This is a genomic window from Sphingomonas sp. CFBP 13728 (assembly GCF_014841895.1).
In the GTDB taxonomy this organism is placed as follows: domain Bacteria; phylum Pseudomonadota; class Alphaproteobacteria; order Sphingomonadales; family Sphingomonadaceae; genus Sphingomonas.
Window position 1 is genome coordinate 103,253 of record NZ_JACYUS010000006.1, and the last position, 24,581, is coordinate 127,833.

Genomic DNA, 24,581 nt, shown 5'->3' on the forward strand with positions numbered 1-24,581 from the left:
CGATGACCAACATCGATCGCCGTACCGCTGCGCTGATGACGCTGCTCTCTCCGCTGGCGGCGGGTGCGGCCGGCGCACAGACGGCGTCCGCCAGGCTTAAACCTGCGCCGATGGCGCCGCCCATGAACCACGCGATGCCCGGCAACAGCGGCGACGGCATCCACTGGATAGGCGACGAACAGATCGCGATGCTCATGTACCCCGGCATGACCGTCATGGACCTGATCGGGCCACAGTCGATGTTCGCATCGATGATGGGCGCCAAGGTCATGCTGGTCGCGAAAGCGCTCGAACCGGTGACCAGCGACGCGGGCGTGACAATCACGCCGCACGCCACCTTCGACACCTGTTCGCGGGACTTGACGGTGCTGTTCGCGCCGGGCGGCACCGACGGGACGATCTCTGCGGCTCGGGGTCCCGCGACCATTGCATTCATGGCCGATCGCGGTGCCCGCGCGAGATACGTCACCAGCGTCTGCTCGGGTTCGCTGATCCTCGGCAAGGCCGGATTGCTGAAGGGGTACAAGGCCACCTCGCACTGGTCGTGCCGCAACGCGCTGGCGGGTTTCGGCGCGATCCCGACCGACGCGCGTGTCGTGCGCGACCGCAACCGCATCACCGGCGCGGGAGTGACGTCGGGGCTCGATTTCGGGCCGACGATGATCGCCGAACTGCGCGACCGGACCTACGCCGAATGCACCCAGCTGATGAGCGAATATGATCCGCAGCCACCCTTCAACGCCGGCACGCTCAAGACCGCGCGTCCCGAGGTGAAGGCGCCGATGATCGAACTGATCGCCGGATTCAGGAAACAGGCCGAGGCCCTCGCCGCCAACGGCTGAACCCGCAGATCGACGAAGTAACGAATTAAGGGGAAGACTGAAGTGAAGACGATAATGCTCACTATGCCAGGCGTGATGTTGGGTCTGGCGCTCGCCTATCCCGCCACCGCACAGACGGATACCGCAAGGACGGCCGCGACGGGGCCGGTAGAGGGCGATACGCGCTTCACCATCGGCGATATCGTCGTGACCGCGCCCAGCATGGCGCGCTCGACCGAGAATGTGCTGACGTCGGTCGACGTACTCGGCGGCAACATCGTCCAGCGCCAGTCGGTCGACAACACCTGGGAGCTGTTCGCGCGGCTGCCGGGTGTCGTGCTGACCGACTTTAACCAGGGCACCACCTCGGGCCGCTTCTCGATCCGCGGCTTCAATGGCGAAGGCGAGATCAACGCGGTCAAGCTGCTGATCGACGGCGTCCCGACCAACGACAATGCCGGCGGCATGACCGGGATCGACATGGTCTCGCCGCTCGACATCGCCGGGATCGAACTGGTCCGCGGCACCTCCGATCCGCGCTGGGGCCTGCATAATATCGCGGGCAACGCGAACATCCTGACGCGGATCGGTGGTAGCTACCTCGACGCGCGGGCCATCGCGGGCGCGTTCGGGACGATCGACGGTCAGGTCTCCGCGGGTCTGGAACGCGGCCAGTTTAGCCAGAACTACCTGGTCAGCTACCGACGCACCGATGCGTTTCGCGACCATGCCGATCTCGACCGGCTCAATCTTGCGGCCAAATGGTTCTACGACTTCGGATCGACGCGGCTCGGCGCGATCGTCCGCCATTCGAACGCGACCGCCGAGGAGCCAGGCTACCTGACCGATGCCGATGCCTATACGAACCGACGACGCTCCTACGCGGTTTCGGAAACCGATGGCGGCAAGCGCCGGCTCGGACAGTACAGCGTGCACCTCGATTCCGACCTCACCGACGATCTCGCGCTGAGTGCCAAGGGCTATGCCAACTCTTTGCGCGACGACCGCTACGTCCGCTTCTCGGCGAACGTCGCGCAACAGCGCCGGCTGACCGAGGAATGGCAATATGGCGGCACGCTCGCGCTGCATTACCACGCCAGCGACGCACTGATGATAGAGGCGGGCGGCGACGTGCAGGTGCAGGACAACAAGAGCCTGCGCTGGCTGACCAACCGGCGTATCCTCAGCAGCCAGACGCGAGACCAGAAATTCGGCCTCACCGTGTACGGCGGGTATCTGCAGGCGGTGATCGAACCGACCGACTGGCTGAAGATCACGCCCGCATGGCGGCTTGACCGGGTCGAGGGGGATTTCACCAACCGGCTCGCGGGCACGACGGCGCCGATCAACGATTACGGCACGATCAGCCAGCCCAAGCTGAGCGTCGCGATCATGCCCAAGCGCGGCGTCACGGTGTACGGCAATTACGGCCGGACCTTCCAGATCGGTGCCGGCTCGGGTGCGTATCGGGTGGCGCCCCGCGTCGTCGATGTCGCGGCGTCGATCAACGAGGGGTTCGAGGGCGGCGTTAAACTGACGCGCGGTCGCTGGCTGGAAGCACGCGTCGCACTGTGGCAGCAGACCGCGAGCGGCGAACTGAAGCGTCGCTTGAACGACCCGTCGGGCGATTTCGACAATCTCGGCAAGACGCGCAGGCGCGGCGTCGATTTCCAGCTCGACGTGAAGCCGGTGCGCGGCGTTGCGCTCTGGGGCAGTTACTCGCACCAGACCGCACGGATCGTGACGCCCGATCCGGCGACGCCGTCGCAGGCGGGCAACGCGATCGACCATGTCCCGCAGAACGTCTTTTCGGGCGGGCTGGACCTAACCCCGGATCCGAACTTGCGCGTATCGTTCTGGGGTAACGGACAGTCGAGTTATGAACTGAACCCGGCGAACACGCAGGGGCGCTATGGCGATTATGTCGTGCTGAACGCGGAACTCGCTTACAAGGTGACACCGCAGCTCGAACTGTCGGCGCAGCTGAAGAACCTCACGAACGATCATTACGAATATGTCTGGTACGACGGCACGCAGCGGCTTCACGCGCCGGCGGACCCGCGCTCCCTGTTCGGCGCAGTGCGGTTGAACTTCTAAAATGGCGACGCGTCCTTCGCTGCGCGTGACGATGCGGCGCGTCCACCTGTGGCTCGGGCTGACGATCGGCGTGCTGTTCGCGTTTGCCGGGCTGACCGGCAGCCTGCTGGTGTTCTACCCGGAAATCGACGCTGTGCTCAGCCCAGCACTGCGCGCGGTGCCCACGGGAGCACGCCCGGCGTCGTGGCAGGCGGTGGTCGATACGCTCCACCGCGAGCATCCGGCGCGCACCGGCGCGTGGCGGATCGAGGTGTCGGGGGAGGGCGGCGCGATCCCCGTCCGGTACTACACACCGAAGGAAACGACCGGACGCGCCTTTGCGCCGCTGCTTGCCTGGGTCGATCCGGTGCGTTTGACGACGATCCGGACCGGCTTCTGGGGTGATACGCTGGTCACCTGGATCTACGATCTCCACTACCGCCTGTTGCTGGAGGAGCCCGGCGGGATCGCGATGGGGATTGCCGGGATCGTCATGCTGGTGCTGCTGGCGAGCGGTATATGGGCGTGGTGGCCGCGAGCAGGGGGCTGGTGGCGCGCGTTGCGGTTCAAGACGCACGCCCTGCCGATCCGGCGACTATACGACTGGCACAAGCTGACCGGCCTTGCCGGACTGATCCTGTTGCTGGTCGTGACCGCGACGGGAGTGATGCTCGACCTGCCCGACCAGACCAGGCCGATCATCGCCAGCGTCTCGCCGCTTTACCAGACACCCAAGCCGGCCGTGATGCTCGGAAGCACCCGCTTGACCATCGACGCGCTGATCATGCGTGCACGTCGGCGCTTTCCCGACGGTGCGCTGGCCTGGATCGAAACGCCGGCGACCCCCACAGGGGCCGTCCGTATCAATCTCGCCCGCCCCGGCGAGCCGAGCCGACGCTTCCCGCGCACCAATGTCTGGTTCGATCCCCATGATGGTCGCATCCTTGCCGTGCGTGACGGCCGTGCGTAGAGTGGCGGCGACACGGTGCTAAACTGGCTCCACCCGCTGCATGGCGGTGAGGCGTTCGGGCTCACCGGCCGGCTGCTCGCGCTGGTCGCGGGTATACTGCCCACGATCCTGTTCACGACCGGTTTTATGCGCTGGTCGCGGCGCCGCAACAATTCGGAGCGTCGGACTCTGGCGAAGTTCGCAGGGCCGAACGAACGGCCGCGAGGCACATGAGAGTGATGTTCGCGTAGCTGACGGCGCACCCGTTATTTTTCGGCCGTAGGCAACATTGGCTACTTTCCTGAAGAGGTTGGTGAAAAGCCGGCGCTGCGGGAAGTGAGGTCGCTCGAGGATGGCCCGCACACGAAATACATCCGTGCCAGTGTGATATGCCATAACATACTGGCCCTCTGATCGAGGGTGTCGGGGATCAATCTTAGAAACCGATCTACAAACCGGATGAGACACTGCGCCGGTGCGGAAGATCCGCGTTGATCGGCAGCCCAGCTTGATTCAGAGATTCAGACTCCCGCGAATAAACACGGACCGGCCGTTGAATCCGAAGGGGGAAACGGCATTGTAAGGCTGGGTGCCGGCATTGTCGGCGCCATTGCTCCCGACCGCAACGCTAGAGACCGTTGAGGCGATATTCTCGTCCGGATAGATGTCGAAGACGTTCTGCGCTCCCACGCTCAGCCTCAGCGCACGGGTTGCCTGCCAGCCGACATCGATANACGCCGCCAGTCATGGCTGCAGCGGAAAGCACGACAAGGGTGGCAGCAAGCCAGTCCCCACTTAGAACCGTTATGAAGCAACCATAGCCTACCGATGCGGCCCAACACACCGCCGCCAATATGTAGAGATCGATATGAGCTCGTTTGCCACTCTTCGCGGCGCGAGACCCTTTGACGAGCAGCGGAAGCCGCAGTGTAGCAAGCCCAATCTCCAGCGCAGCCCAGAAGAGGAACGCCGGTGTGGGAATTCTAATGGCAACGATCGAGGAGACGAGAATCGTATTGAACACACCGCCCAGGAAGATCGGGAGCGATCCGTACAATCCTTGAACCAGGGATGGGCGGATCTCAGCTGGAACAACTCCAGCACATTCAACCAACCACCGCGTGACTGCCCAACGCGGCAGTACACCATCATCCTGTGGCATTACGACTACTCCCGGATCTCCCCCCGGGAGCTCTCCCTATTAATTGCCGTTTTGGGGTTAAATTTTGGTGAACCCGGCCCGGCGCAGTTAGAGAATTGACCTTACATGACGGGCTGAAAGCAGAGGCGCCTCGGCAAATCTGGACAGGCTGCTAAGTCGAGTTTCGGCCTGAAGGCAGCCAGCATGGCTGCCGAACAGGAGATGAGATGACGAAGCGAACACGCCGGAACCACAGGCCGGCCTTCAAGTCGAAAGTGGCCCTGGCTGCCGTGAAGGGCAAGAAGACGCTGGCCGAGCTGGCGCCGCAGTTCGACGTTCACCCGAACCAGAAGTCCTGTCATGGGTACGCGGCGCTTACCAACTGCGGCGGCCAACGCGGGGTCGCAATTACATCGCAGATACTCGAACGCATCTCCCTCAGATCACCAAGCACCTAGCCAGATCAAAGGGCGGGCCGATGAATGAGCGTCCGAAGATGGGAGCCGTCTTAGTACCGTTGAATGGCGGCTTGTGGGTCTGGCCGGAAGTCGGAAGGCGGGGTGCGTTCGCCCTTAACCGTCGTTCGATGAGCGAATACGTAAAGCCAGAAGCTGCCGTTCGTTCAGCTCGAACGCGGCGGTCCAGTTGTATTCGCTAGGCTGCCACGCCCAGTTCATATCGGGAGAGCCCTGAGGGGCCCTCCCGATAGCGGATCAGACAGTCACGACGATCTTGCCGATCTGCTCGTTGGACTCGAGGAAGCGGGTCGCTTCCTGAATCTGGTCGAACGGGAATGTTCGCGACACCAGCGGGTCTAGCTTGCCGCCTTCCAGACCTTCGATGATGAAGGCCTTGGCTCGCGCAAGCGCACCGTCATCACCGACGATCTCTGTGTATAGATAGCCCTTGATCGTCAGGCTCTTGCCCAGCACGGCGAACTGCGGGAACGGACCGTCGTCTGGGCTTAGGGCACCATATTCCAGCAAAATGCCGCCCACAGCCATGACCTCGGCAAATTGGGCGATGGCAGGACCGCCGATCGGATCGAATACAACGCGGGCACCCTTTCCGTTGGTGATCTCCTTCACACGTTCTGCAAGGTCGCCGTCGGCGGTGGCGATCACATGATGAGCGCCGGCATCAGTCAGCGCCTGCGCCTTGGCGTTCGTGCGGGTGGTCGCAATCACCGTCGCGCCAACGCTGCGAGCCACCTGGATCGCTGCGATGCCGACGCTGCTCGATGCGGCTGACACAATGACGAAGTCCTCTGCCGTGACCTTCGCCTGATCGATCAGCGCACCCCAGGCGGTGACATACTGCATCCAAGAGGCGGCTGCCTTCTTAAACGAGAGGGCGGTAGGATGCTTGACGACGTAGCGGGCCGGGATGTTGATGATCTCGCCGTAGGTAGACCAGCGCGCCATATCGAGCGTCGGGATGACGCTAACGGCGTCGCCCTCCGCGAAGCCCGACACGGCGCTGCCGGCGGTCTTGACCGTGCCTGCGGCTTCGTAGCCAAGCCGTGAGGGGAACTCCGCTTCTTGCAGGTAAGCGCCGTTGCGGAACATTACCTCTGCGCGGTTCAACCCGATCGCTCTGACTGCGATCTGCACCTCATCGGCTTCAGGTGCAGGAACCTCGATGTTATCGATGCGCAGCACGTCTGCGGGGCCGTATTCGTGAAAGCGTACAACGCGGGTCATGGTCTGATCCTCTGGTAGATAGATGGCTATCGGAATGGAGCGGTTCGGGCGGCGTTTACATATTGATGGCGCGGACGAGGCGAACGCCCCAGTCCTCGTCAGGGTTCGTAGTGCCGTCACCCAAGCGCTCCTGCATCACCGCGACCGCCAGGTCCCGGCGCTTGGGGAGCCTGTCCTTCTCCGCAGCGTCGAGGGCCGCAGGAATCTCGGCGAGGGTCAGGTCGGTGCAATAGACCGGGGCGCCGGCCTGCTGACGCCAAGAGGCCGAAAGCGAGCCGGCATCGAAGGCGTCCAGGCCGGTATCGCTGACCAACTCCATCGTAACCTGCCGATCGCGCTCCCGATCGGCTGCAACGGGAATGGCGATCCGGTCCGGTGTCCCTGCTGGCTTGTACTTCTTCGCGAGCGACGCGGAGCCGATCGCATTCCATGCCTTTGCGATCAGACGGCCAAGTTGCTCAGCCACCCACAGGCTTTCGACCTGTCCGTCTTCGATTGCCTGGATCTTGGAGTCCCGGAACGGGTAATAGTTGGAGGTGTCGATCACGACCGTCTCGTCAGGTAGGCGTGCCACCAGTGGTGCAATTCCGGCTATGCGGTTGAGAGGTATTGAAAGGATGACGACTTCAACGTCGGTCAGCGCGTCCTCCGTTGTCACGGCGCGGACGCCGGCTGACAGAAGCTCGGGATCGATCGTCTCGGGCCCGCGCGAGTTGGCCACCTTTACCTCATGGCCCGCCTCGCTCAGCCTGGTGACGAGTGTCTTGCCGATATGCCCTGTCCCAAGAATGCCGATCTTCATGTGTCGTTCCTCTGCGATCATTGCTTCGCACCGGAAATTATGGTCAGGTACCAGAAGTGGCAAGAACCTACCGAAAGGTGGGTTACCCACCAAAAGGTAAGTGAGCTATGCAGCGTGACTGGCAATGCGAGGACCCACAGCAGCAGCTTGTCTGGGCTGCGGCGACCAGCGAGGCCCTCCGCGTCCTCGAGGGAAAGTGGAAGATGGTGATCATCTTCCAATTGTTTGCCGCACGGGCGCCTTTGCGCTTCTCCGAGCTAGAACGACGTGTCGAAGGCGTGAACCAGAAAATGCTGATCCAACAGCTAAAAGAATTGGAGAAGGATGGGATCGTCACCCGGACGATCTATCCTCAGGTTCCTCCCAGGGTCGAATACGCGCTGAGCGAAATCGGTCTGGCACTTGGGCCGTCTATTGAAGCCCTTATCGATTGGACATTCATGCGGCGCGAGACTGAGACGTCGGCTAGATTGGAAGAACAAGAGTCCCTTTAGACGTCAGCTTATTCGATCGAAGCACCAAAAGCGGCTGGCCGCTTTCCTCTCCCTTCACGGAATTCGCAAGCGATAGCCGCCCTTCGAAATCGTTCATTCGCAAAGATGAACCAGCGTCCGAAGTTGGGAAGCGAGGGGAGGGGCGTGAACGTCCGATAGTGGGTCTGTGTCCTGTGGTTCGCGTAAATTCGCGATCGTGTCGTGGCGCGGTGTGATCAATCGCAACACCGCCAAGACGGCGTTGATGATTGCGTGAGCCAACGCGCTAGTTGGTAGCTCGGACCTGCTTGAACAGGATCGGCAATTTTGGGAATCGATACCCTTTCTGGTACGAGGAACATGATATGTGGTAATTTATCTCCTGGTGATTTAATACAATTGTTGGATTAAAAGTACGGGTAGGCGGGGTATGGTGTTCAGCCAAAAAGCAGCATCGGGAATTTCACGTTGTTGTGTTAGCTCAGGGCGGCGAAGAGTTCTTCTAAGGGTAAGTTAAATGACCTCGGATGCGCTCTTCAGAGGTGAAGGCTGACATAGGCAAGCCTGCGGCATTGTAGAGGCTGCCGGGTACAACGTTGCTCCAATTGTAGCGAACGTAGCTGGGCTTCGATACCGCACCAGTTACGACCACGCTCTCGCCATCGATCCGCGCTGTAGCCGTAACAAATCTTCGATCGGGCCCGGCGATTTCGAAGCCCACGACTGCTGCGCCCCGGCTCGTCAGGCCTTCAGCATGATCGAACCAGATGCGCTTTCCACCCGGTTCGCCACTCACTTGGCGGAACAGCGGGCTTTGATACGCGACGCGCTCGCCATACGCGACGCTGCGGGCCGCGAGTGCAAGTCGGGCGGCGACTGTCTGCTTGTCGCCCGGATGGACGTTGCCGGGATCGCCGACGTCGGTCGTCACCACCATGGCTGTGTCGGTCAGCACAAGCGCACGACGTTGCGCATCGCGTACCAAACCCCATTCTTCCTCGGGTGAGTTAAATGAAGAGATCTGTGCAAAGAGGAATGGGAAAGCACCTTGCGCGAAATTGTGTCGCCAGTCGGTGATCAGTCCCCGGAAGAGGTCGGCATAATATGGCGCCCGCGCGACATTGCTGTTCGTCTCGCCCTGGTACCAGATGACGCCCTTGATGCCGTAGCCGGTGAACGGCGCAACCATTGCGTTGTACAGCGATGACGGCCGGTACGCATCCTCGGGGGGGTGCCAAGGGTGTGGGGGAGGCTTGCCGCCCGACGCAACGATGGCAGCATCCTCGCGCGCTTCGGCAATGGTGGCGAGGTCGGCGTCGGTCTGGTCCTGCTGGAATCGAGCACGCGCGTCGATGGCCGGGGCCAGCGTTGCGTCGGTCGCGAACGCCTCGGTCGACACCCAGCTGTCCGCAGGTGTACCGCCCCAGGTCGAGTCGATCACGCCTACCGTCACGTGCTCGCGCGCGGCAATTTCTCGCGCAAAGAAATAGCCGACGGCCGAGAAGTCGGCGGCTGTCGCGGGCGTGGTGGTGGTCCAGGTAGCACCAATGTCGCGTAGCGGGATGGAACTGCTCTTGTGTTCGATACGGAGGAGCCGGACGTGCGGGTCGGTCGCGGCAGCGATCTCCGCGGCGGCATTCTTTAGCGGCGCACCGTCGAAGCCCTTGAGCGGGAACTCCATGTTCGACTGACCCGATGCGAACCAAACGTCGCCGAGCATCACATCCTGTACCTGGACCTTACCCTCTGCTGCACCTCCGTCGACAACAAGAACATAGGGACCGCCTGCCGCTTCAGGCTTCAACCACGCTTCCCATCGGCCTAGGCGGTCGGCGACTGCCACTACGCGTTGGCCATGCAACGACACGGCAACGTTCGCGTCCGCACGCGCCCAACCCCAGACGTGCAGCGGCCGATCACGCTGCAGCACGGTGTGGTCGCTGAACAGACGCGGCAGCTTGAGCTGTGCGGCCGCGGGTGATGTCGCGGTGGCGGCGAGGAGGGCGGTGTAGAGCAGGAGCTTCATGATCGGCATTGTCCCTGACGTGCGGCGCTGACCGTCGCGATATCTTGGCGCCAGAATATCATCAAAGAAGCGCGTGACCAGTTGGTATGCAGCCCGAAGTTGCACCTGCCTTGATGCGATGGCAACGCGCCGCGCTCCGGCAATCGTGGCATGCGCATTGGTACCGCAGACGGTCTTCAGCTTCGAGGTAACCGGCGCTAGAAGGCGGCGAGGAGAGCCGGTTATGACGATTCACGCCAAGGTCGATGAAACTGGCCCGGTCGATGCGGCGCGGTTCGCCGATGAGATCGCGACGCGGGACCGCCCTATCGTACTGCGCGGTCAGGCGAAACGGTGGCCGGCCATAGCGGCCGGGCTCTGGTCCGACGAAACCCTGGTCGACTACATGAAGGCGATGGACCGTGGACGCCCGGCCGAAGTACTGATCGGTCCGCCGGAGATCGATGGTCGGTTCTTTTACGATGCGTCGATGCAGGCCTGCAATTTCCAGAAGCGGTTCGGCTCGCTCAGCGCACTGCTCGACAAGCTGCTGTCGCTTCGGGCAGAGGCGGAGCCGGTCGCGCTCTATGCCGGCGCTGCCGCCGCGGACGATCACCTGTCCGCCTGGATCGCAGACAATCCCCTGCCGTTCGAATTGCCGGGTGCCAGGCCGCGGGTCTGGGTCGGCAATCGCACGCACGTCGCGACGCATTTCGACGAGGCGAGCAACGTCGCGGTGGTCGTGGCGGGTCGGCGACGTTTCACGCTGTTTCCACCCGAACAGGTCGGCAACCTCTATGTCGGCCCGTTCCACTTCACGATCGCAGGGCCGCCGGTCAGCATGGTGGATCTCGAGGACCCAGACCTCGAACGCTATCCCAAATTCGCAGACGCTATGGGCCACGGGCTCGTTGCCGATCTCGACCCCGGCGATGCGCTCTTCATTCCGCCGATCTGGTGGCACAGCGTTAAGGCGACCGCCGCGTTCAATGTGATGGTGAATTACTGGTGGGCCGAGCCGCATGCGCTTTCGCCGATGGGCGCGCTGAGCCACGCCGTCCTCGCGATCCGTGATCTCGCGCCGGCCCAGCGCATGGCATGGCGGCGCTGGTTCGAACATTATGTGTTTGACGACGCGGCTCCCGATGCCGGCAATCACCTGCCGGCGCATGTCCAGGGCGTACTCGCGCCGCCGTCCGAAATGCGGAATGCTCACTTTACGGCGCAGATCGCCGAGGCGCTAAGTCCGCCGGCAATGCCCGCAGCGCGCAAATCCCGCTAACGCGCGCTACCAATCAGGACGCCGGGGGAATGACCAAGCCGGCGAGGTCGGCGCAACCGAGGTTGCGCCGACAGGTTGCTACTGCGTCTTCCCGGTACTGACGTTTTGGGGCGGGAGCGTGATGAAGCGATCCGACTGCGCGACGTTCCATCCGCGTACCGTCAGCGCGGTCGCCGTCTGACCCGCGCTTTTGGGGTAACGGATCTCGATGCGCTTTTCCTCGCCGGGTAGGAGAGCAACGTAATTGTCGCTGTAGAACGCCGGCAGGACACGTTTGCCCTGTGCATCCACCAGCGTCAGCTTCGCGTTCAGCGCTGGGACTTCGGTTCGATTGGCGAGCGTCACAGTTACGACGCTGTCCTCGCCGTCGACCCCCTGGGCCAAGACGGAGCCGGTTAGCGCGACGCTCTGCAGCGTGTCGAGCATCCGGTAAGCGGCTTCGTTCTTTCCGCGCCAGTAGAAGTTGTCGGCAACCGTCTTGCCCGCTCGATCAATCAATTCGAGCTTAACCAGAAGCATGGGGTTTGACGCGAACAAGCGATCGAGTGGCACCACTGCAAGCGGCGTCGCCATGTTGGCGCCCGCGTCGACCCGGTCTTCACGCGTGAAGAGTTCGGCGTTGTCGAGCCCGACGACGCGTGTGCGGACCCGCAGTCCCGGCTGCGCTTCACGAGTCGTGTTGAGCACGACCAGTTCATTGCCCGGCAGATTGAGCTGGACGTGAAGCGGTTCCGCGGCCTTCTTCGCACCATAATATGAGGCCTGGGTGTCATAGTCCCAGCTGTAGATCTGCCATGTGTTCGACGGCCAGGAGGGATGCGTCATCCAAAGTAGTCGACCGGAGTTCTTGGTCCACAAATGGCCCAGGAACCCTTCGTACATCGCCTTGTGCGTCTCGAGGTTCATCATCTGCGCCTTGCGCTCGAAATCGGCAAAGCTGGTCCCCGCCCCGAACATGGTGTCGAGCGTGGTCATGAACGTCTTGGTGTCGCCGTTCCCCGCGAAATGCCAATCATGATAGGCCAGCGTATCGCTGAGCGGCCAGGTTTCGCTATCGGGCATCGTCGCCCGTACGGACTCTAGGGTGGAGAGTGAGGGCGTTCCCGTCTCGACCGAGAAACCGGTGGCGAGGCCGGTAAAATAACCGACCGGTGGACGATAGTTATACGGTCCCGATCCCTGCAGGTTGACGACGTTGGAGCTGCCTGTGAACCACCGCGTCCCATCTTCACGCGCGATCAGGTCGTCGAGGCCCTCGTTCAAGGCCGGGTAGGGCACACCTTCGTTGCGGCCGAACCACAGGATGATCGACGGATGGTTGCGGTAGCGGCGAACCACGTCGTCGGCGTTCTTTAGGAACAGCCCCGGATCTTCCGGCTCGACCTGGAAATTCTGCGTGGATTGCCAGAAGTCATTGAGGATCATCATGCCGTTTTCATCGGCTAGGTCGTAGAACTCCTCTTCGGTATTGTTGCCCATCCAGTTGCGGATGACGTTCATGTGCGCCTCCTTCTGGAGACGGAAATAGGGGGCTAGGCGCGCGCGTCCGATGCGCTTCATCGCATCGTCCATGCCCCAATTGCCCCCGCGCGCAGCAATCTGCACGCCGTTCACGCGGATCGCCAAATGCGGTTCGGGCATCGTCGCCTCGACCGGTGTCACCGCCGGGGAACGCTCGCCCTGCGGTGTCAGCGATTCCACCCAGCCATTGGGGGACTGCTTGATGGCCTGATGGCGAACATCGATCAGGCGCTCGCCGCGCAGGCTGCCATCCGTGAACTGGAGGTTGACCCGGCGCAGCGCACCAGCCGCATCGAACAGCGATAGGTCATAGCTGACTTCGCGAATACCGAACTTGTCGGTGCGCGTATCCGAGAGCTGGCCGTCTGCCAGCGCTTCCAGCGACAGTTGGTAGAGAGCCTGTTCGCCATAGCCGTTCGGCCACCAAAGTTTTGGATTGGCGACATGAAGCTGCGCGAACTCCTTAGGGTTGAAGACTACCTTCGTCTCACCGGGCGGCGCGATGACCGTCTTCTGCACTCGGACGCCGCCAAACGCTGCACGCACGGTCACGCTTGCGGCTGTCGCACCAGCGTTCTGGACCGGTACGGTGATATAGACGTCAGCGCTGTCAGTACGCGGCAGAGGCAGATCGGTGACGATCTTGGGATCGAGCAGCCGCACAGTCCCGTGCGCGAGCAGTTCCACGGGCCGCCACAGCCCCGTGTTACGGTCTCGAATACCCGGTATCCAGTCCCAGCCCTCGGTTGCGACGAAGGTGGGGCCGTCGATCGCGAGCTGGCCCCCGTTCTCGCCGACGCCGCCGCTGATCGACTGCTCGTGCGGGATGCCGGGATGGGGAGGCGGCGAAACGCGAACCGCGACCACATTCTCGCCGGCGACAGGTACGAGATCGAACTGGCCGCGGATGAAGGCGCCGTGGGTGTCGCCCAGCTTGCGGCCGTTTGCCCAGACGTCAGCGGCGTAGTTGATGCCGCCGAAGACCAACGTCAGGCGCTTGCCCGCGGCGGCTGCCGGCACCGTAAAGCTGGTGCGGTACCAATAGTCCTGACGTGCCAGACTCTCGGGAATCTTGAGGTTGTTGAGCCCGTAATAGGGATCGGGATAGACGCCGCGGTCGACCAGCGTCGTCAAGACGGTGCCCGGCACGGTCGCCGCACGCCACGTGCCCGTGGCAGGGCCCGGACGCGACAGGGTCGTGGCATCTTCGCGGACCTCGGGGGCTGCGGCGAGCTGCCAGCCATTGACCAGCCAGCGACCGTCGCTTTCGCGCGCCAGTCCCGTCGGGGGCAGCGGCAAGTGCGCGATCGGCGCCGTGGTCGCGCTCACGCGCGCCTTCGGCAAGGTCCAGGCATCCTGCTGCTGGGTAAGGCCGATATTGGCCTGCTTCTGGAACGGCCAGCCGACGCCGACCTGCCAGAATTGCACGAGATCGAAATCCGGCCGCGCTCGGATGGCAGCCGTGATCTCGCTGGCGCTCAGCGCCGCGCCGTTGAGTTGCGCCGCAACCAGCGATCCGCCAAAATGGCGAGGCGCTTTAGCGCCGTTCGTCACCGGTGCGACGGCGAGGCGGGCGACGACTTCGCTCGGGCGGTTCGCGACGGACGCGACGACGCGACCATCGACATAGAGGGTCAGTGTCCGTCCGTTCGCCACAGCGGCGACATGCGTCCACTTGCCGGCGGCCAACGCCGGTCCGCCGGTTACCCGTGTCGCTCCGTCCACGGCAGACGCGCGCCCATTGGTAAGGTCGAGGCAGCGACAGGCCTTTAGCGGATTACCGACGGCCAGCAGCGAACCATCCGCGCCGGCAGTGCTGGGGCGGACCCAGGCGGAGAGAGTCCATGGAGCGTCTGCACGGACCGCTGCCTCGGCGCCTGTCAGATCACGCTCGACCCCGGTCCCGCCTGCTAGGATGGCGACGTTGTAGGGGCCGGCATTCGCGATCGCCGGCCGCATGGTCGGCACCACGGTTTGTGCAGCCAGCGAGGAGGAAAATGCGGCACCGAGCAGCAAGGCGGCTGTTAGTGGCAACGATCGCATGGATAGATCTCTCCTGAGTTCCCGGCTCGATATTCTACCGGCCGGTTGGTTCTTATGTTCGTCTTGCCGGGCCTTGGGTCGGTCAGGCGTCCCCAGTCCACAGTCGTGCGGCGCCGCGCACGCCTGACGCGTCGCCCCAGCGCGCGGGCACGATACGACCCTCCCATAGGTCCGAGAAGGCATAGCGGCGGACGATGGACGGAAGTTCTTCATAGATCTCGGCGACGTTCGACATGCCTCCGCCCAATACGACGACCTCGGGGTCCAGCAGGTTGGCAACCATGGCCAGTACGCGTCCCAGCCGGTCGATATACGCATCCAGTGCAGCTCGGGCAGCGGGATTCCCGGCGCGGGCGGCTGCAACGATCTCGGGGGCGCTGAGCGACAGACCATGTTCTGTCCTGGCGGCACGCGCGAAACCCGTGCCTGAAACCCAGCTTTCGATACACCCCGTCAGGCCGCACCAGCATGGCGGCGGAGACAGTTCGTCGCTGCGCGGCCAGGGTAAAGGTAAGTGCCCAATCTCGCCGGCAATGCCGTGGGCGCCGTCAAGACACGCACCCGAGAGTACGATGCCTCCACCGACGCCCGTACCGATCACGAGCGCAAACACGCTGCGCGCACCGGTCGCTGCGCCATCTGTGGCCTCGGACAGCGCGAGGCAGTTCGCGTCGTTTACCAGCCGTACCGGTCGACCGAGAACAGCGGTGAGGTCTTCGGAGAACGATCGACCGTTCAGGTAAAGAGAGTTGCTGTTGCGCATCACGCCGGTACGTGGCGACGGTGATCCGGGTGCGCCGATGCCGACGGTACATGCCGTGCCCCCCGCGATGTCGGCAGCCACGACGAACTCGGCGATAGCGGCTACCGCGGTATCATACGTGCCGGGATTGGGAACCCGCTGCTGCCAAAGCGTCTCACCGTCTGCACCTAGCAAGACGGCTTCGATCTTGGTGCCACCAAAGTCGATTCCTAAAGCCGGTACAGATGCTGGCTGCGGCTCGATAGCCCGAGCAGCGATACTGTTTTGCAAGGCAATGCTCCCCTCTTTACTGGCGTGACCGCTGCTCGGCCATCGTCAACCAAGCATGCCAGCGATCGTTATAAACGCAAATTGATTTTGTTATTGACCGGATCCACCGGACGATTAAACACGCGATGTCGAGACAACGGAAAGTTGCGACTGGCAGGCAGGAGAGGGTGGGGCGGTAAGTCGCCGATCGGCTCGATCTTAGCATGCTAAAACGTTCGCCAGTTCCTGGCGATTTCGGGTGCTGAGGGAGACGGTCGAAATGTTGCGTGCACGTTCCAAGAATATGTTGATGGTCGCGGCGTCAGTTACGGCGCTGGTGAGCAGCGGCACCGCACTTGCCCAGCAAACGTCGACAACACAGGGGGTGTTGCAGAACGCACCTACCGATCAAGCCGCATCGCCCTCGGCTGCTGCTGCCGACCAGACAAGCGAAGCTCAGAACCCGACAACGCCCGCGAGCGACGCGGCTGCTGAAACGCAGGACATCGTCGTCACCGGCATTCGTGGATCGCAGCAGCGTGCGGTCAACCTCAAGCGCGATGCCGCGTCGGTCACCGACTCCATCTCGGCCGAAGACATCGGCAAGCTGCCCGATGTGACGATCTCGGACTCGCTCCAGCGTATCCCCGGCGTGCAGATCCGCCGTGATGCCGGTGAGGGCGCGGCGATCAATATTCGTGGCCTGCCGCAGGTTACGACGTTGCTCAACGGTGAGGCCTATCTCGGCGCTCAGTCGATCACGACGATCCAGCCGAACTTCAACGATATCCCGTCGCAGCTGTTTGCGGGCGCGGACGTCATCAAGTCGAGCACGGCCGATCTGCTCAACGCCGGCATCACCGGCACCGTAAACCTGCGCACACGCCGCCCATTCGATCTGAAGAAGGGCTTCACCGTCGCTGCCGCTGCCGAGGGCGCCTACGGCGACAAGACCAAGGAGTTCGATCCGAACCTGAACGGGCTGTTCGGCTTCCGGGGCGAGAAGTTCGGGTTCCTGGTGTCGGGCGCTTATTCGAACCTGCATCTTTCGAACTCCCACAACGGGATCCAGGAAGGCTACGGGGCCGCGCTGCACAACGAGCAGTTCAATACCGCGGCCAACCCGACTGGCGACGTCAACCTCAGCAACGGCTTCTCACCCGCAAATCGTCCCAAGGGGACGATCGTGGGGACGGGCCGCGACGTAAATGGTGACGGCGATGCCAACGATGCTTTCATCGTTCCTCAGGGCTTCACTGCCTGGGACAAGGTCAACCAGCGCGAGCGGATCGGCATCAATGCCTCGGCGCAGTGGGAGATCAGCGACGCCCTGACGCTGAATGCCGATGCATTCTTCACGCGCCAGAACGAGAATGATCGCACAGCCGGCATCCAGATGCAGAACGTCAACTGGCAGGCTGGCGAATTCGTGCCGGGCCAATCGCGCAACACCGGCTCGACCGTGTCGCTTAGCAATGGCGGCGTGACGCGCGATTATGATCTGAATACGACCCAGATCTATAATTACGACCTCGGCAATTTCGACTCGTATGCGCAGAATGACAAGTTCAAGTCTCAGTCGCAGAACTACAATGCGGAGCTGAAGTACGACAATGGCGGCCGGTTCAAGGCAAGCCTGCGCGGCGTCTACGGCAAGGCCTATTCTAACTACGACCAGAGCTATCTGCAGTTCAGCCCATCGAACGGCGCGCAGTGGCAGCCGGGCGGGATCGGTCATTATCCGACGGGCGACGTCGCGTTCAATCCGGGCGGGTATGCGGTCAACACGATTGCGGGTACGGCATCGTTGCCAGCGACGGTCGATTTCACCGGTAACCAGCCGGTCTTCACTCTGCCGTCGCAGTTGACGACGGCGCTCGGCAACATCGACAGCTACGCGATGAAGACAACGTCTTCGGAGGGTAACTATCGCCGCAAAGGCGACCTGAAGATCATTCGCGGTGACGTTTCGTACGAGGCCAATGACAATGTAAGCCTGAGCGCTGGTGGCCGGTACAGCGAGCGCTCGGTCGACGACTTCGAATTCGATCGCGCCGCGCCGCTATATTCGGGGCAGGCGTCTCAACCTGGTGGGTGCCTGGTCAAGTGGAAGGCGTTCGACGTACCGCTAAATGATGCGTCCTGCTATGCGGGTACGGGCACGTTCGGGACGGCAAATTTCAGGCCTTACACCTCTGGCGTTGTCCGCAAGGCGAGCGATCCGATCTTTAACGGGCAGGTCAAGCAGTTCAATCTGCCGGGTGCCGGCTTGCCGCCGATCTACGTGCTCGACCCAAAGGTCATGGACAACGCGCTCGCATTCCAAAACAGTTTCTACCCAGGCAACGTCGAGATTCAGAACCCGGGCGCCTCGTTCAACGTTGGTGTGAAGCAGATCTCGGGCTATGCGCAACTCAACGTCAAGGGTGACGTGTTTGGCATTCCCGTATCCGGCAATGCGGGCCTAAAGGTCATCAACACCAAACTCGACATCACCCAGTTCGTGACCGGTTCGCCGCGCCCCTACGGCGTTGCAAATACGGTCAACGGCACGGTCGAGACCAAGCGGAGCTTCACCGACTTCCTGCCGGCATTCAACTTGGCGTTCAATTTCGCCGACAACCTGAAGCTGCGCCTGGCGTATTCCAAGACGATGACACTGCTGGATCTCAACCAGTGGGGTGGTGGACTCAATCCGAACTACGCGATCGACACGAGCAATCCAGGATCGCCTGTGTTCCGCGTCACTGGCGGTAGCTCCAACGGCAATCCGCAGCTGGATCCCTGGCGCGCCACGAACGTCGAAGGCTCGCTTGAATACTATATCGGACGCAGCAGTCTGCTTAGCTTGGGTGCCTTCTACATCGACGTCGCCAGCTTCATTCAGTCTGGCAACATCGTGCGAACCGACCTGCCGGACAATGACGGCGTGGTTCGCAACCGGACCGTGTCGATCAGTACCCCGGTTCAGGGCGACGGTGGTACGCTTAAGGGTGTCGAAGCGGGTGCCAAGCTGTCGTTCAACGACTTCGGCTTCATTCCAACGGTGCTCTCCAACTTCGGCATAGATGCGAATATTACCTACTCGCCGTCCGATTCAGGCGCTGTCGATTTGAAGGGCGACTCGATCCCGTTCCAGGACAATTCGAAGATCCAGACTAACCTTGCTGGCTTCTACCAGGACAATCACTTCCAAGCTCGCGTCGCCTGGAATTACCGCTCGAAGCGTGCGGTCCAGCAGGACTTCGGCGGCATCCGAGGCCTCGAACTGTATCAGCAGCCGACGAACTACATTGATGCGTCGATCAGCTACGACTTCACGCCAAATTTGACGCTGTACGCGCAAGGGTCGAACCTGACCGGTGAGTATGAGAAATACTATCTCACCTTCCCGGATGAGAAAGCGTACAACAACATCTATGAGCGCCGGTTCATGGCGGGCGCACGTTTCAAGTTCTAATCTGCGGGTGAGACTGTAAGCGCCCGCCACCCTATTGCGGGGGTGGCGGGTGTTTGCACGGCAACGCACAGGATGGGAACCGAGCGTGACAGATGGAGCAGGAACAACGCGTAACTCAGGACCGCTACGCTCGATCGTGATTGTGGGCGGCGGCACTGCGGGGTGGATGGCAGCGACGCTCCTCGCGCGCAGGCTCGATCGTCAGTCCGTGACAATCACGGTCGTCGAATCCAGCGATATCCGCACGGTGGGGGTCGGTGAGGCGACCGTTCCCGGCATTCGGGATTTCTTTAGGGAGATCGGCGTCACCGAGCAGGACGTCATGGCGGCTGCGCAGGGCACAGTGAAGCTCGGGATCGAGTTCGTCGACTGGAAGCGCGAGGGTGAGCGATTTTTCCACCCATTTGGTCTGTACGGGATGCGATCGCGAGGGGTGGCGTTCCATCATTACTGGCGCAAACTGAATGCAGCGGGGCGACCTACGCCGTTGTCCGAATTCTGTCTCGCAACCGCGCTTGCCGAGCGAAACCTGTTCATGCGACCGACCGACAGTCCGGTGCATGACCTGCTGTTCTTCGACTGGGCCGTACATTTCGACGCAGGCCTGTTTGCCAAGTTTTTGGCAAAAAAGGCGGGCGAATGGGGCGTCAAGCACATCGACGCCACGATCACCGATGTTCTTGTCGATCAATCTACGGGATTCATATCCAGCGTCGATACCGAGTGTGGCAAAACGATCGCGGGCGACTTCTTCATCGATTGCTCGGGCTTTAGGTCGCTATTGCTCGGCGACGCGCTGGGCGTGCCGTACGAGGATTGGACGAACCTGCTTCCGTGCGATCGCGCGGTCGCTATGCCGTGCGAACGAGCAGAACCGCTTACCCCATATACGCGCAGCACGGCACTGACTGCCGGATGGCAATGGCGGATTCCGCTGCAGCACCGGGTCGGTAACGGCTATGTCTATGCGAGCCGCCACATTTCGGATGACGAGGCCGTTGCGACTTTGAAAGGTCGGCTCGAAGGCGAAGCGCTGGCCGAGCCTAATATGATTCGTTTCCGTACCGGTCGTCGGACCGCATTCTGGCAAGGGAACTGTGTCGCACTCGGACTCGCCGCGGGATTTATGGAACCCCTGGAATCGACGAGCATCACGCTCATCCAGACCGGCTTGGAGAAGTTGCTCGCCTTGCTGCCTGATAGGAGTTTTGATCCGGCGCTGGCGGATGAGTATAATCGGACCACGGGCCTCGAATATGCGCGGATCCGCGATTTCCTGGTCCTGCACTATTTTGCCAATGGTCGGCAGGGTGAGCCGATGTGGGATCGCTGCCGAGGCACCGCGCTCCCAGAGCAGCTGGAGCGCAAGCTGAAATTGTTCAAGGCTCGTGGACACCTCGTGCGCTATGAATGGGAATCGTTTCAGGACCCAAGTTGGCTCTCCATGTATGCCGGATTTGGTATTGATGCCGCTGCGCATGACCCGCTGGCGGATCATTTCTCCCTGTCAGATCTCGAGGCAGCGTTCGAACGGATGAAGGGTTCGATACGTGACGCCGTTGCGCTTGCCGAACCGCACGAGACGTTTCTCAAGTCCTTTGCCCCCGCGTCAGCTCCTCCTGCATCCCGGTCAATGAACTTTGCCGCGAATGGATAAGCCCTCGAATTTCAAAGTTTCAGGAAGATCGGCTAGCGGCAGCGTTACCGCAGACGACCGATCTGTCAGGCTTGGGCCAAGCCTGTCGGGCACAAACCTGGAACGTGCGGGTGACTATAATCAGCGCGTCGTCACGCAGATCATTCGGCGTAATCCTGACATCACGCGAAACGAAATCGCGGTGATGACGAATTTAACCGCGCCGACGATCGCCAACATCGTAGGGCGATTATTCGAGAACGAACTCGTGATCGATGCCGGACGACGCTTGGGCGGTCGAGGGCAACCGGCGACCCGCCTCCGGATAAATCCGGAAGGGGGCTTCGCCATTGGCCTCAACATTGATCGCGATCATGTTACGTTGGTATCACTCGATCTAGCTGGCACGGTGCGCTCTCGATTTACCCAGCAGATCGCATTCGCGTCGCCCGACGACGTCGTACGGGTCGTCGAAAAGGGGATCGCGGCAATCGTTGGTACCGATGCGATACGCTTGGATCGGGTGCTTGGGATGGGTGTGGCACTTCCCGACGACCTCGGGCGTGTCGACCTGCCGCATCGCCCGGCCGGGTACGAGCAGTGGAGCGACGTAGATATCCAGGCGATGCTCGCACCTATCGTCCCCTGGTCGATACACATCGACAACGATGCCGCGGCAGCAGCCATCGGCGAGGCACAGTTCGGCGACGGGCACCATGCGAACTTTTTCTATATTCTCGTCAGCGCGGGGCTAGGCGGTGGAGTCGTGATCGACGGCGCCTATTATCGCGGGGCAAACGCCCGCGGCGGGGAAATCGGGTTCTTGCCGCTCGCCAGGGATCCAAACAAGATCCTGCAGGACGTCGTCTCCCTGTCGGCTTTGTCGAGCTATCTGGAGACTGCAGGACTGGACCCGGCGGGTATGGATCCAACGCAACCGTTTCCCGCAGCGTTCAAGCCGCTCGTTGCCGCTTGGCTCGACGACGCATCGGACGCGCTCGTGCCAGCGCTGACGGCCGTGAACTGCCTAGTCAATCCAGCGATTGTTCTCGTTGGAGGGCGGCTGCCGGACGATATCCTCGATCAGCTCGCTACGGATACCTACCGAAAACTGCGAACGGCAGCACCCAATATCCCTATAATTGCGCCGATCGCTCGGGCGAGTCTCTCGCGAGATAGTCCGGCAATAGGCGCCGCGATCCTTCCTTTTCTCGACCGCATCCTGCCGTCGGACGGGATACTCATCAAGACGCAATCGGCATAGCCAAACGAATGATCTGACGTATTGCTCTAATTAGGAAGTACTTTTGAAAAAGCTGGCGCATCTAGTTGTACTTGCCTTTCTGCCGTTTGCGGTCGGCGCGGCGCGCGCGCAGGATCAGTTTGTCGATCCAAACACGCTGCGTCCTTCGTTGGACCCGAACCGCAAGGCCAATGGGTTGGCACGAACGCCGCAGATGGGATGGAACAGCTGGAACAAGTTCGGCTGCAACATCGATGAGAAGACGGTGCGTCGCATCGCCGACACCATGGCGACGAATGGCATGCGCGATGCGGGGTACGAGTATGTCGTCATCGACGACTGCTGGCACGGTGAGCGCGATGCCACCGGCTTCATCACGGAAAGTCGAGAAAAGTTTCCATCGGGCATGAAGGCACTGGCCGATTACGTCCACGCTCGCGGCCTCAAGTTCGGGATATACTCCGATGCCGGCGCCAAGACCTGTGGCGGAAAACCCGGCAGCTTGGGACATGAATATCAGGACGCGCTTACATACGCTCGGTGGGGCGTTGACTACCTAAAGTATGACTGGTGCTCGACTGGCACGTTGAATGCCGAGAGCGCCTACGCGCTCATGTCGGATGCCCTCAAAGCCACGGGGCGGCCGGTTCTTCTGGCGATGTGCGAATGGGGCAACAATCGTCCGTGGGAATGGGGCAAGAAGATCGGCAACTCGTGGCGCACGACCAGCGATATCCGCGATGCCTGGAAGGGGCGGGACAAATGGTCGATCGGTATGGTCGACATCGTTGACGCGAACGAGCCGCTTTATCCGTATGCGGGGCCCGGGCACTGGAACGATGCCGACATGCTCGAGGTCGGCAACGGCGGAATGTCCGATACCGAGTACCGCTCCCATTTTAGTCTGTGGGCGATGATGACTTCACCACTGATTGCCGGCAACGATATCACCAACATGAGTGCAGCAACGCGCGACATTTTGTTGAACAAGGAGGTAATCGCGGTCAATCAGGACCCCCTGGGTCAGCAGGGTCGTCGTATACGCGATGATGGCGATCTGGAGGTCTGGTCGAAGCCGTTGAGCGATGGAAGCCGGGCCGTGATACTATTCAACCGCTCCGAAAGTCCTTCCAAGATCGAGGTCAATTGGCCGGAAATAGGTCTGACCCGCTCGGTCCGTGCAGACGTACGCGACGTGTGGAGCCATCGCTCGATAGGCAAGGTTACTGACCGATACGCCGCACTGGTGCCAGCGCATGGGGTGATCATGGTTAAGGTTACCCCCTGATCGCGCCACCGGGTTCTATCACGCGTCGTCGGGCAGACGAACACCGGATGCTAGTTTCCGGCGAATCTGCCGTTCGAAAGGTTGCGTTAAGCCCAGCAGCAAAGCCGTCAGTTTGACCGCTTATTAGCGTTGCTGGGCAGTTGCGAACCATGAACGAATGTCCGAACTTGGGAAGCACATGAAGGACGCTGAGCGTCCGCTTGTGGGTCGGCATCACATACAACGAGCAGCCGCACACTAGTCCGCCGCAGCGGGACGTTGGCGTCTTTCCGATAGATGCAAAATGTCTTCCAGAAGTGCGGCGGTAAGGGTTTCTCCTTGTGCTCCAGCGAGATGAAGCGCCCATCGTATTGCCGAATGTAACGAGATCAAATTTTGACTTTCTAGGGGCTGTTCGCGATCGGATGCCTGTGCGACCTGAGGTCGTGACGCTGTTTCGCTCTTCGTCGAGACCGACGTGCTGACATGCAATTCGAACACTTTGGCACGCGATTGTGGACGAACGAACCGGCCGCCGATCGATGCCATCAGGCGAGCCGATATTTCCATTCCCAGGCCTCCCCTTTTGGGGTTGTGTGGGTCTGGAAAAGGAAGGCCGTCGTCATCCACCAGAACGACGACATTTCCCTCAGCGTCTGCCTTCTGCGTGACGAGAATGTAGCCGTTCTTGCCATCCTCAAACGCGTGTTTGATCGCGTTCGTGGCAAGCTCATTCACGACCAGCGCAATCGTCGTGATTTGCGTTGCGGACAGTGCAACGGCGTCCTGTTCGACCTTTAGCGCTACGAGGATCGATCGAGGCTCAGCCTGTGACTGCAGCGCCGTGCACACCTGCTGTAGGGCAAGGGCCAGCGTTGGCTGGTTATTACGAAACAGCTCGCTTCGGGCTTGTGCCAGAATGGATACGCGCTGCGTAGCATCTGTGAGTATCTGTCGGGCCTCTTGTGATGACGCACGCCGACTTTGTAGTGCCAGCAAGCCAATCACCATCTGGAGATCATTGCTACCGCGATGAATCGTTTCTTGAAGGAGTAGGCCAAGCTGCGAGTCGGCGGGACCGCTGGTCGATTGTTCGGTCTCCATAGTATTCGTCCTTGCCCCAGCCCTGATACGGCTTGGAACATAT

Annotated in this window: 16 protein-coding genes and 1 pseudogene; 11 read left to right on the forward strand and 6 right to left on the reverse strand. The window is 61.5% G+C overall.

The window, feature by feature from the left end:
• The first annotated feature begins 2 nt into the window (after positions 1–2).
• The 5 genes and pseudogenes from IFT67_RS18280 to IFT67_RS18300 all read left to right on the forward strand — a co-directional run.
• The gene (locus tag IFT67_RS18280; protein WP_192239524.1) at positions 3–842 is read left to right on the forward strand and encodes a DJ-1/PfpI family protein; all 840 of its coding nucleotides are present in this window, start codon (positions 3–5) and stop codon (positions 840–842) included.
• A 42-nt stretch (positions 843–884) separates the two neighbouring features.
• A complete protein-coding gene (locus tag IFT67_RS18285; protein ID WP_342344990.1) occupies positions 885–2,918 on the forward strand; it encodes a TonB-dependent receptor in 2,034 nt (677 codons plus the stop codon).
• 1 nt (position 2,919) lies between these two features.
• Positions 2,920–3,867 carry a PepSY-associated TM helix domain-containing protein gene (locus tag IFT67_RS18290; RefSeq protein ID WP_192239525.1) on the forward strand — a complete coding sequence of 316 codons (948 nt, stop codon included), beginning with the start codon at positions 2,920–2,922 and terminating at the stop codon, positions 3,865–3,867.
• 15 nt (positions 3,868–3,882) lie between these two features.
• On the forward strand, positions 3,883–4,080 hold the full coding sequence (locus IFT67_RS18295; protein ID WP_192239526.1) for a PepSY domain-containing protein: 198 nt from the start codon (positions 3,883–3,885) through the stop codon (positions 4,078–4,080).
• Between the two features lie 1,134 nt (positions 4,081–5,214).
• Positions 5,215–5,337 (forward strand): annotated as a pseudogene (locus IFT67_RS18300) (transposase); the annotation flags it as partial.
• A 363-nt stretch (positions 5,338–5,700) separates the two neighbouring features.
• On the opposite strand, the gene IFT67_RS18305 reads toward IFT67_RS18300, so the two are convergent.
• Both IFT67_RS18305 and IFT67_RS18310 read right to left on the reverse strand, forming a co-directional pair.
• A complete protein-coding gene (locus tag IFT67_RS18305; RefSeq protein WP_192239527.1) occupies positions 5,701–6,690 on the reverse strand; it encodes a zinc-dependent alcohol dehydrogenase family protein in 990 nt (329 codons plus the stop codon).
• 55 nt (positions 6,691–6,745) lie between these two features.
• Positions 6,746–7,513, reverse strand: a complete 768-nt coding sequence (locus IFT67_RS18310; protein WP_192239528.1) for an NADPH-dependent F420 reductase — start codon at positions 7,511–7,513, stop codon at positions 6,746–6,748.
• Positions 7,514–7,599: 86 nt separating this feature from the next.
• Between IFT67_RS18310 and IFT67_RS18315 the strand changes: the two genes are divergently transcribed.
• The gene (locus IFT67_RS18315) at positions 7,600–7,986 is read left to right on the forward strand and encodes a winged helix-turn-helix transcriptional regulator (protein WP_192239529.1); all 387 of its coding nucleotides are present in this window, start codon (positions 7,600–7,602) and stop codon (positions 7,984–7,986) included.
• Positions 7,987–8,467: 481 nt separating this feature from the next.
• On the opposite strand, the gene IFT67_RS18320 is transcribed toward IFT67_RS18315, so the two are convergent.
• Positions 8,468–10,096, reverse strand: a complete 1,629-nt coding sequence (locus tag IFT67_RS18320; RefSeq protein ID WP_197983155.1) for a sialate O-acetylesterase — start codon at positions 10,094–10,096, stop codon at positions 8,468–8,470.
• 118 nt (positions 10,097–10,214) lie between these two features.
• Between IFT67_RS18320 and IFT67_RS18325 the strand changes: the two genes are divergently transcribed.
• Positions 10,215–11,252, forward strand: coding sequence for a cupin-like domain-containing protein (locus tag IFT67_RS18325; protein ID WP_192239530.1), 1,038 nt, complete (start codon positions 10,215–10,217; stop codon positions 11,250–11,252).
• 78 nt (positions 11,253–11,330) lie between these two features.
• Here the strand turns inward: IFT67_RS18325 and IFT67_RS18330 are convergent, their stop codons facing one another.
• Both IFT67_RS18330 and IFT67_RS18335 read right to left on the reverse strand, forming a co-directional pair.
• Entirely contained in the window at positions 11,331–14,816 is a 3,486-nt protein-coding gene (locus IFT67_RS18330) for a glycosyl hydrolase 2 galactose-binding domain-containing protein (RefSeq protein ID WP_192239531.1), read from the reverse strand.
• 82 nt (positions 14,817–14,898) lie between these two features.
• The gene (locus IFT67_RS18335; protein ID WP_197983156.1) at positions 14,899–15,849 is read right to left on the reverse strand and encodes an ROK family protein; all 951 of its coding nucleotides are present in this window, start codon (positions 15,847–15,849) and stop codon (positions 14,899–14,901) included.
• 259 nt (positions 15,850–16,108) lie between these two features.
• On the opposite strand from IFT67_RS18335, the gene IFT67_RS18340 reads away from it, so the two are divergent.
• From IFT67_RS18340 to IFT67_RS18355, 4 genes are all read left to right on the forward strand, one after another.
• Positions 16,109–19,288, forward strand: coding sequence for a TonB-dependent receptor (locus tag IFT67_RS18340; protein WP_197983157.1), 3,180 nt, complete (start codon positions 16,109–16,111; stop codon positions 19,286–19,288).
• 142 nt (positions 19,289–19,430) lie between these two features.
• Positions 19,431–20,945 carry a tryptophan halogenase family protein gene (locus tag IFT67_RS18345; RefSeq protein WP_263817013.1) on the forward strand — a complete coding sequence of 505 codons (1,515 nt, stop codon included), beginning with the start codon at positions 19,431–19,433 and terminating at the stop codon, positions 20,943–20,945.
• Positions 20,938–22,188, forward strand: coding sequence for an ROK family transcriptional regulator (locus tag IFT67_RS18350; protein ID WP_192239532.1), 1,251 nt, complete (start codon positions 20,938–20,940; stop codon positions 22,186–22,188). Before IFT67_RS18345 ends, IFT67_RS18350 begins: the two co-directional genes overlap by 8 nt.
• 43 nt (positions 22,189–22,231) lie before the next feature.
• Positions 22,232–23,455, forward strand: a complete 1,224-nt coding sequence (locus IFT67_RS18355) for an alpha-galactosidase (RefSeq protein ID WP_244647516.1) — start codon at positions 22,232–22,234, stop codon at positions 23,453–23,455.
• Positions 23,456–23,692: 237 nt separating this feature from the next.
• Here IFT67_RS18355 and IFT67_RS18360 read toward each other — a convergent pair whose 3' ends face one another.
• Entirely contained in the window at positions 23,693–24,538 is an 846-nt protein-coding gene (locus IFT67_RS18360) for a sensor histidine kinase (protein ID WP_192239533.1), read from the reverse strand.
• Between the last annotated feature and the right edge of the window lie 43 nt (positions 24,539–24,581).

Bases quoted from the DNA above. Each gene is read 5' to 3' on its own strand.
- IFT67_RS18280 (WP_192239524.1), top strand. From the start codon at position 3: ATGACCAACATCGATCGCCGTACCGCTGCGCTGATGACGCTGCTCTCT.
- IFT67_RS18290 (WP_192239525.1), top strand. From the start codon at position 2,920: ATGGCGACGCGTCCTTCGCTGCGCGTGACGATGCGGCGCGTCCACCTG.
- IFT67_RS18305 (WP_192239527.1), bottom strand. From the start codon at position 6,690: ATGACCCGCGTTGTACGCTTTCACGAATACGGCCCCGCAGACGTGCTG.
- IFT67_RS18310 (WP_192239528.1), bottom strand. From the start codon at position 7,513: ATGATCGCAGAGGAACGACACATGAAGATCGGCATTCTTGGGACAGGG.
- IFT67_RS18315 (WP_192239529.1), top strand. From the start codon at position 7,600: ATGCAGCGTGACTGGCAATGCGAGGACCCACAGCAGCAGCTTGTCTGG.
- IFT67_RS18325 (WP_192239530.1), top strand. From the start codon at position 10,215: ATGACGATTCACGCCAAGGTCGATGAAACTGGCCCGGTCGATGCGGCG.
- IFT67_RS18330 (WP_192239531.1), bottom strand. From the start codon at position 14,816: ATGCGATCGTTGCCACTAACAGCCGCCTTGCTGCTCGGTGCCGCATTT.
- IFT67_RS18340 (WP_197983157.1), top strand. From the start codon at position 16,109: ATGTTGCGTGCACGTTCCAAGAATATGTTGATGGTCGCGGCGTCAGTT.
- IFT67_RS18350 (WP_192239532.1), top strand. From the start codon at position 20,938: ATGGATAAGCCCTCGAATTTCAAAGTTTCAGGAAGATCGGCTAGCGGC.
- IFT67_RS18360 (WP_192239533.1), bottom strand. From the start codon at position 24,538: ATGGAGACCGAACAATCGACCAGCGGTCCCGCCGACTCGCAGCTTGGC.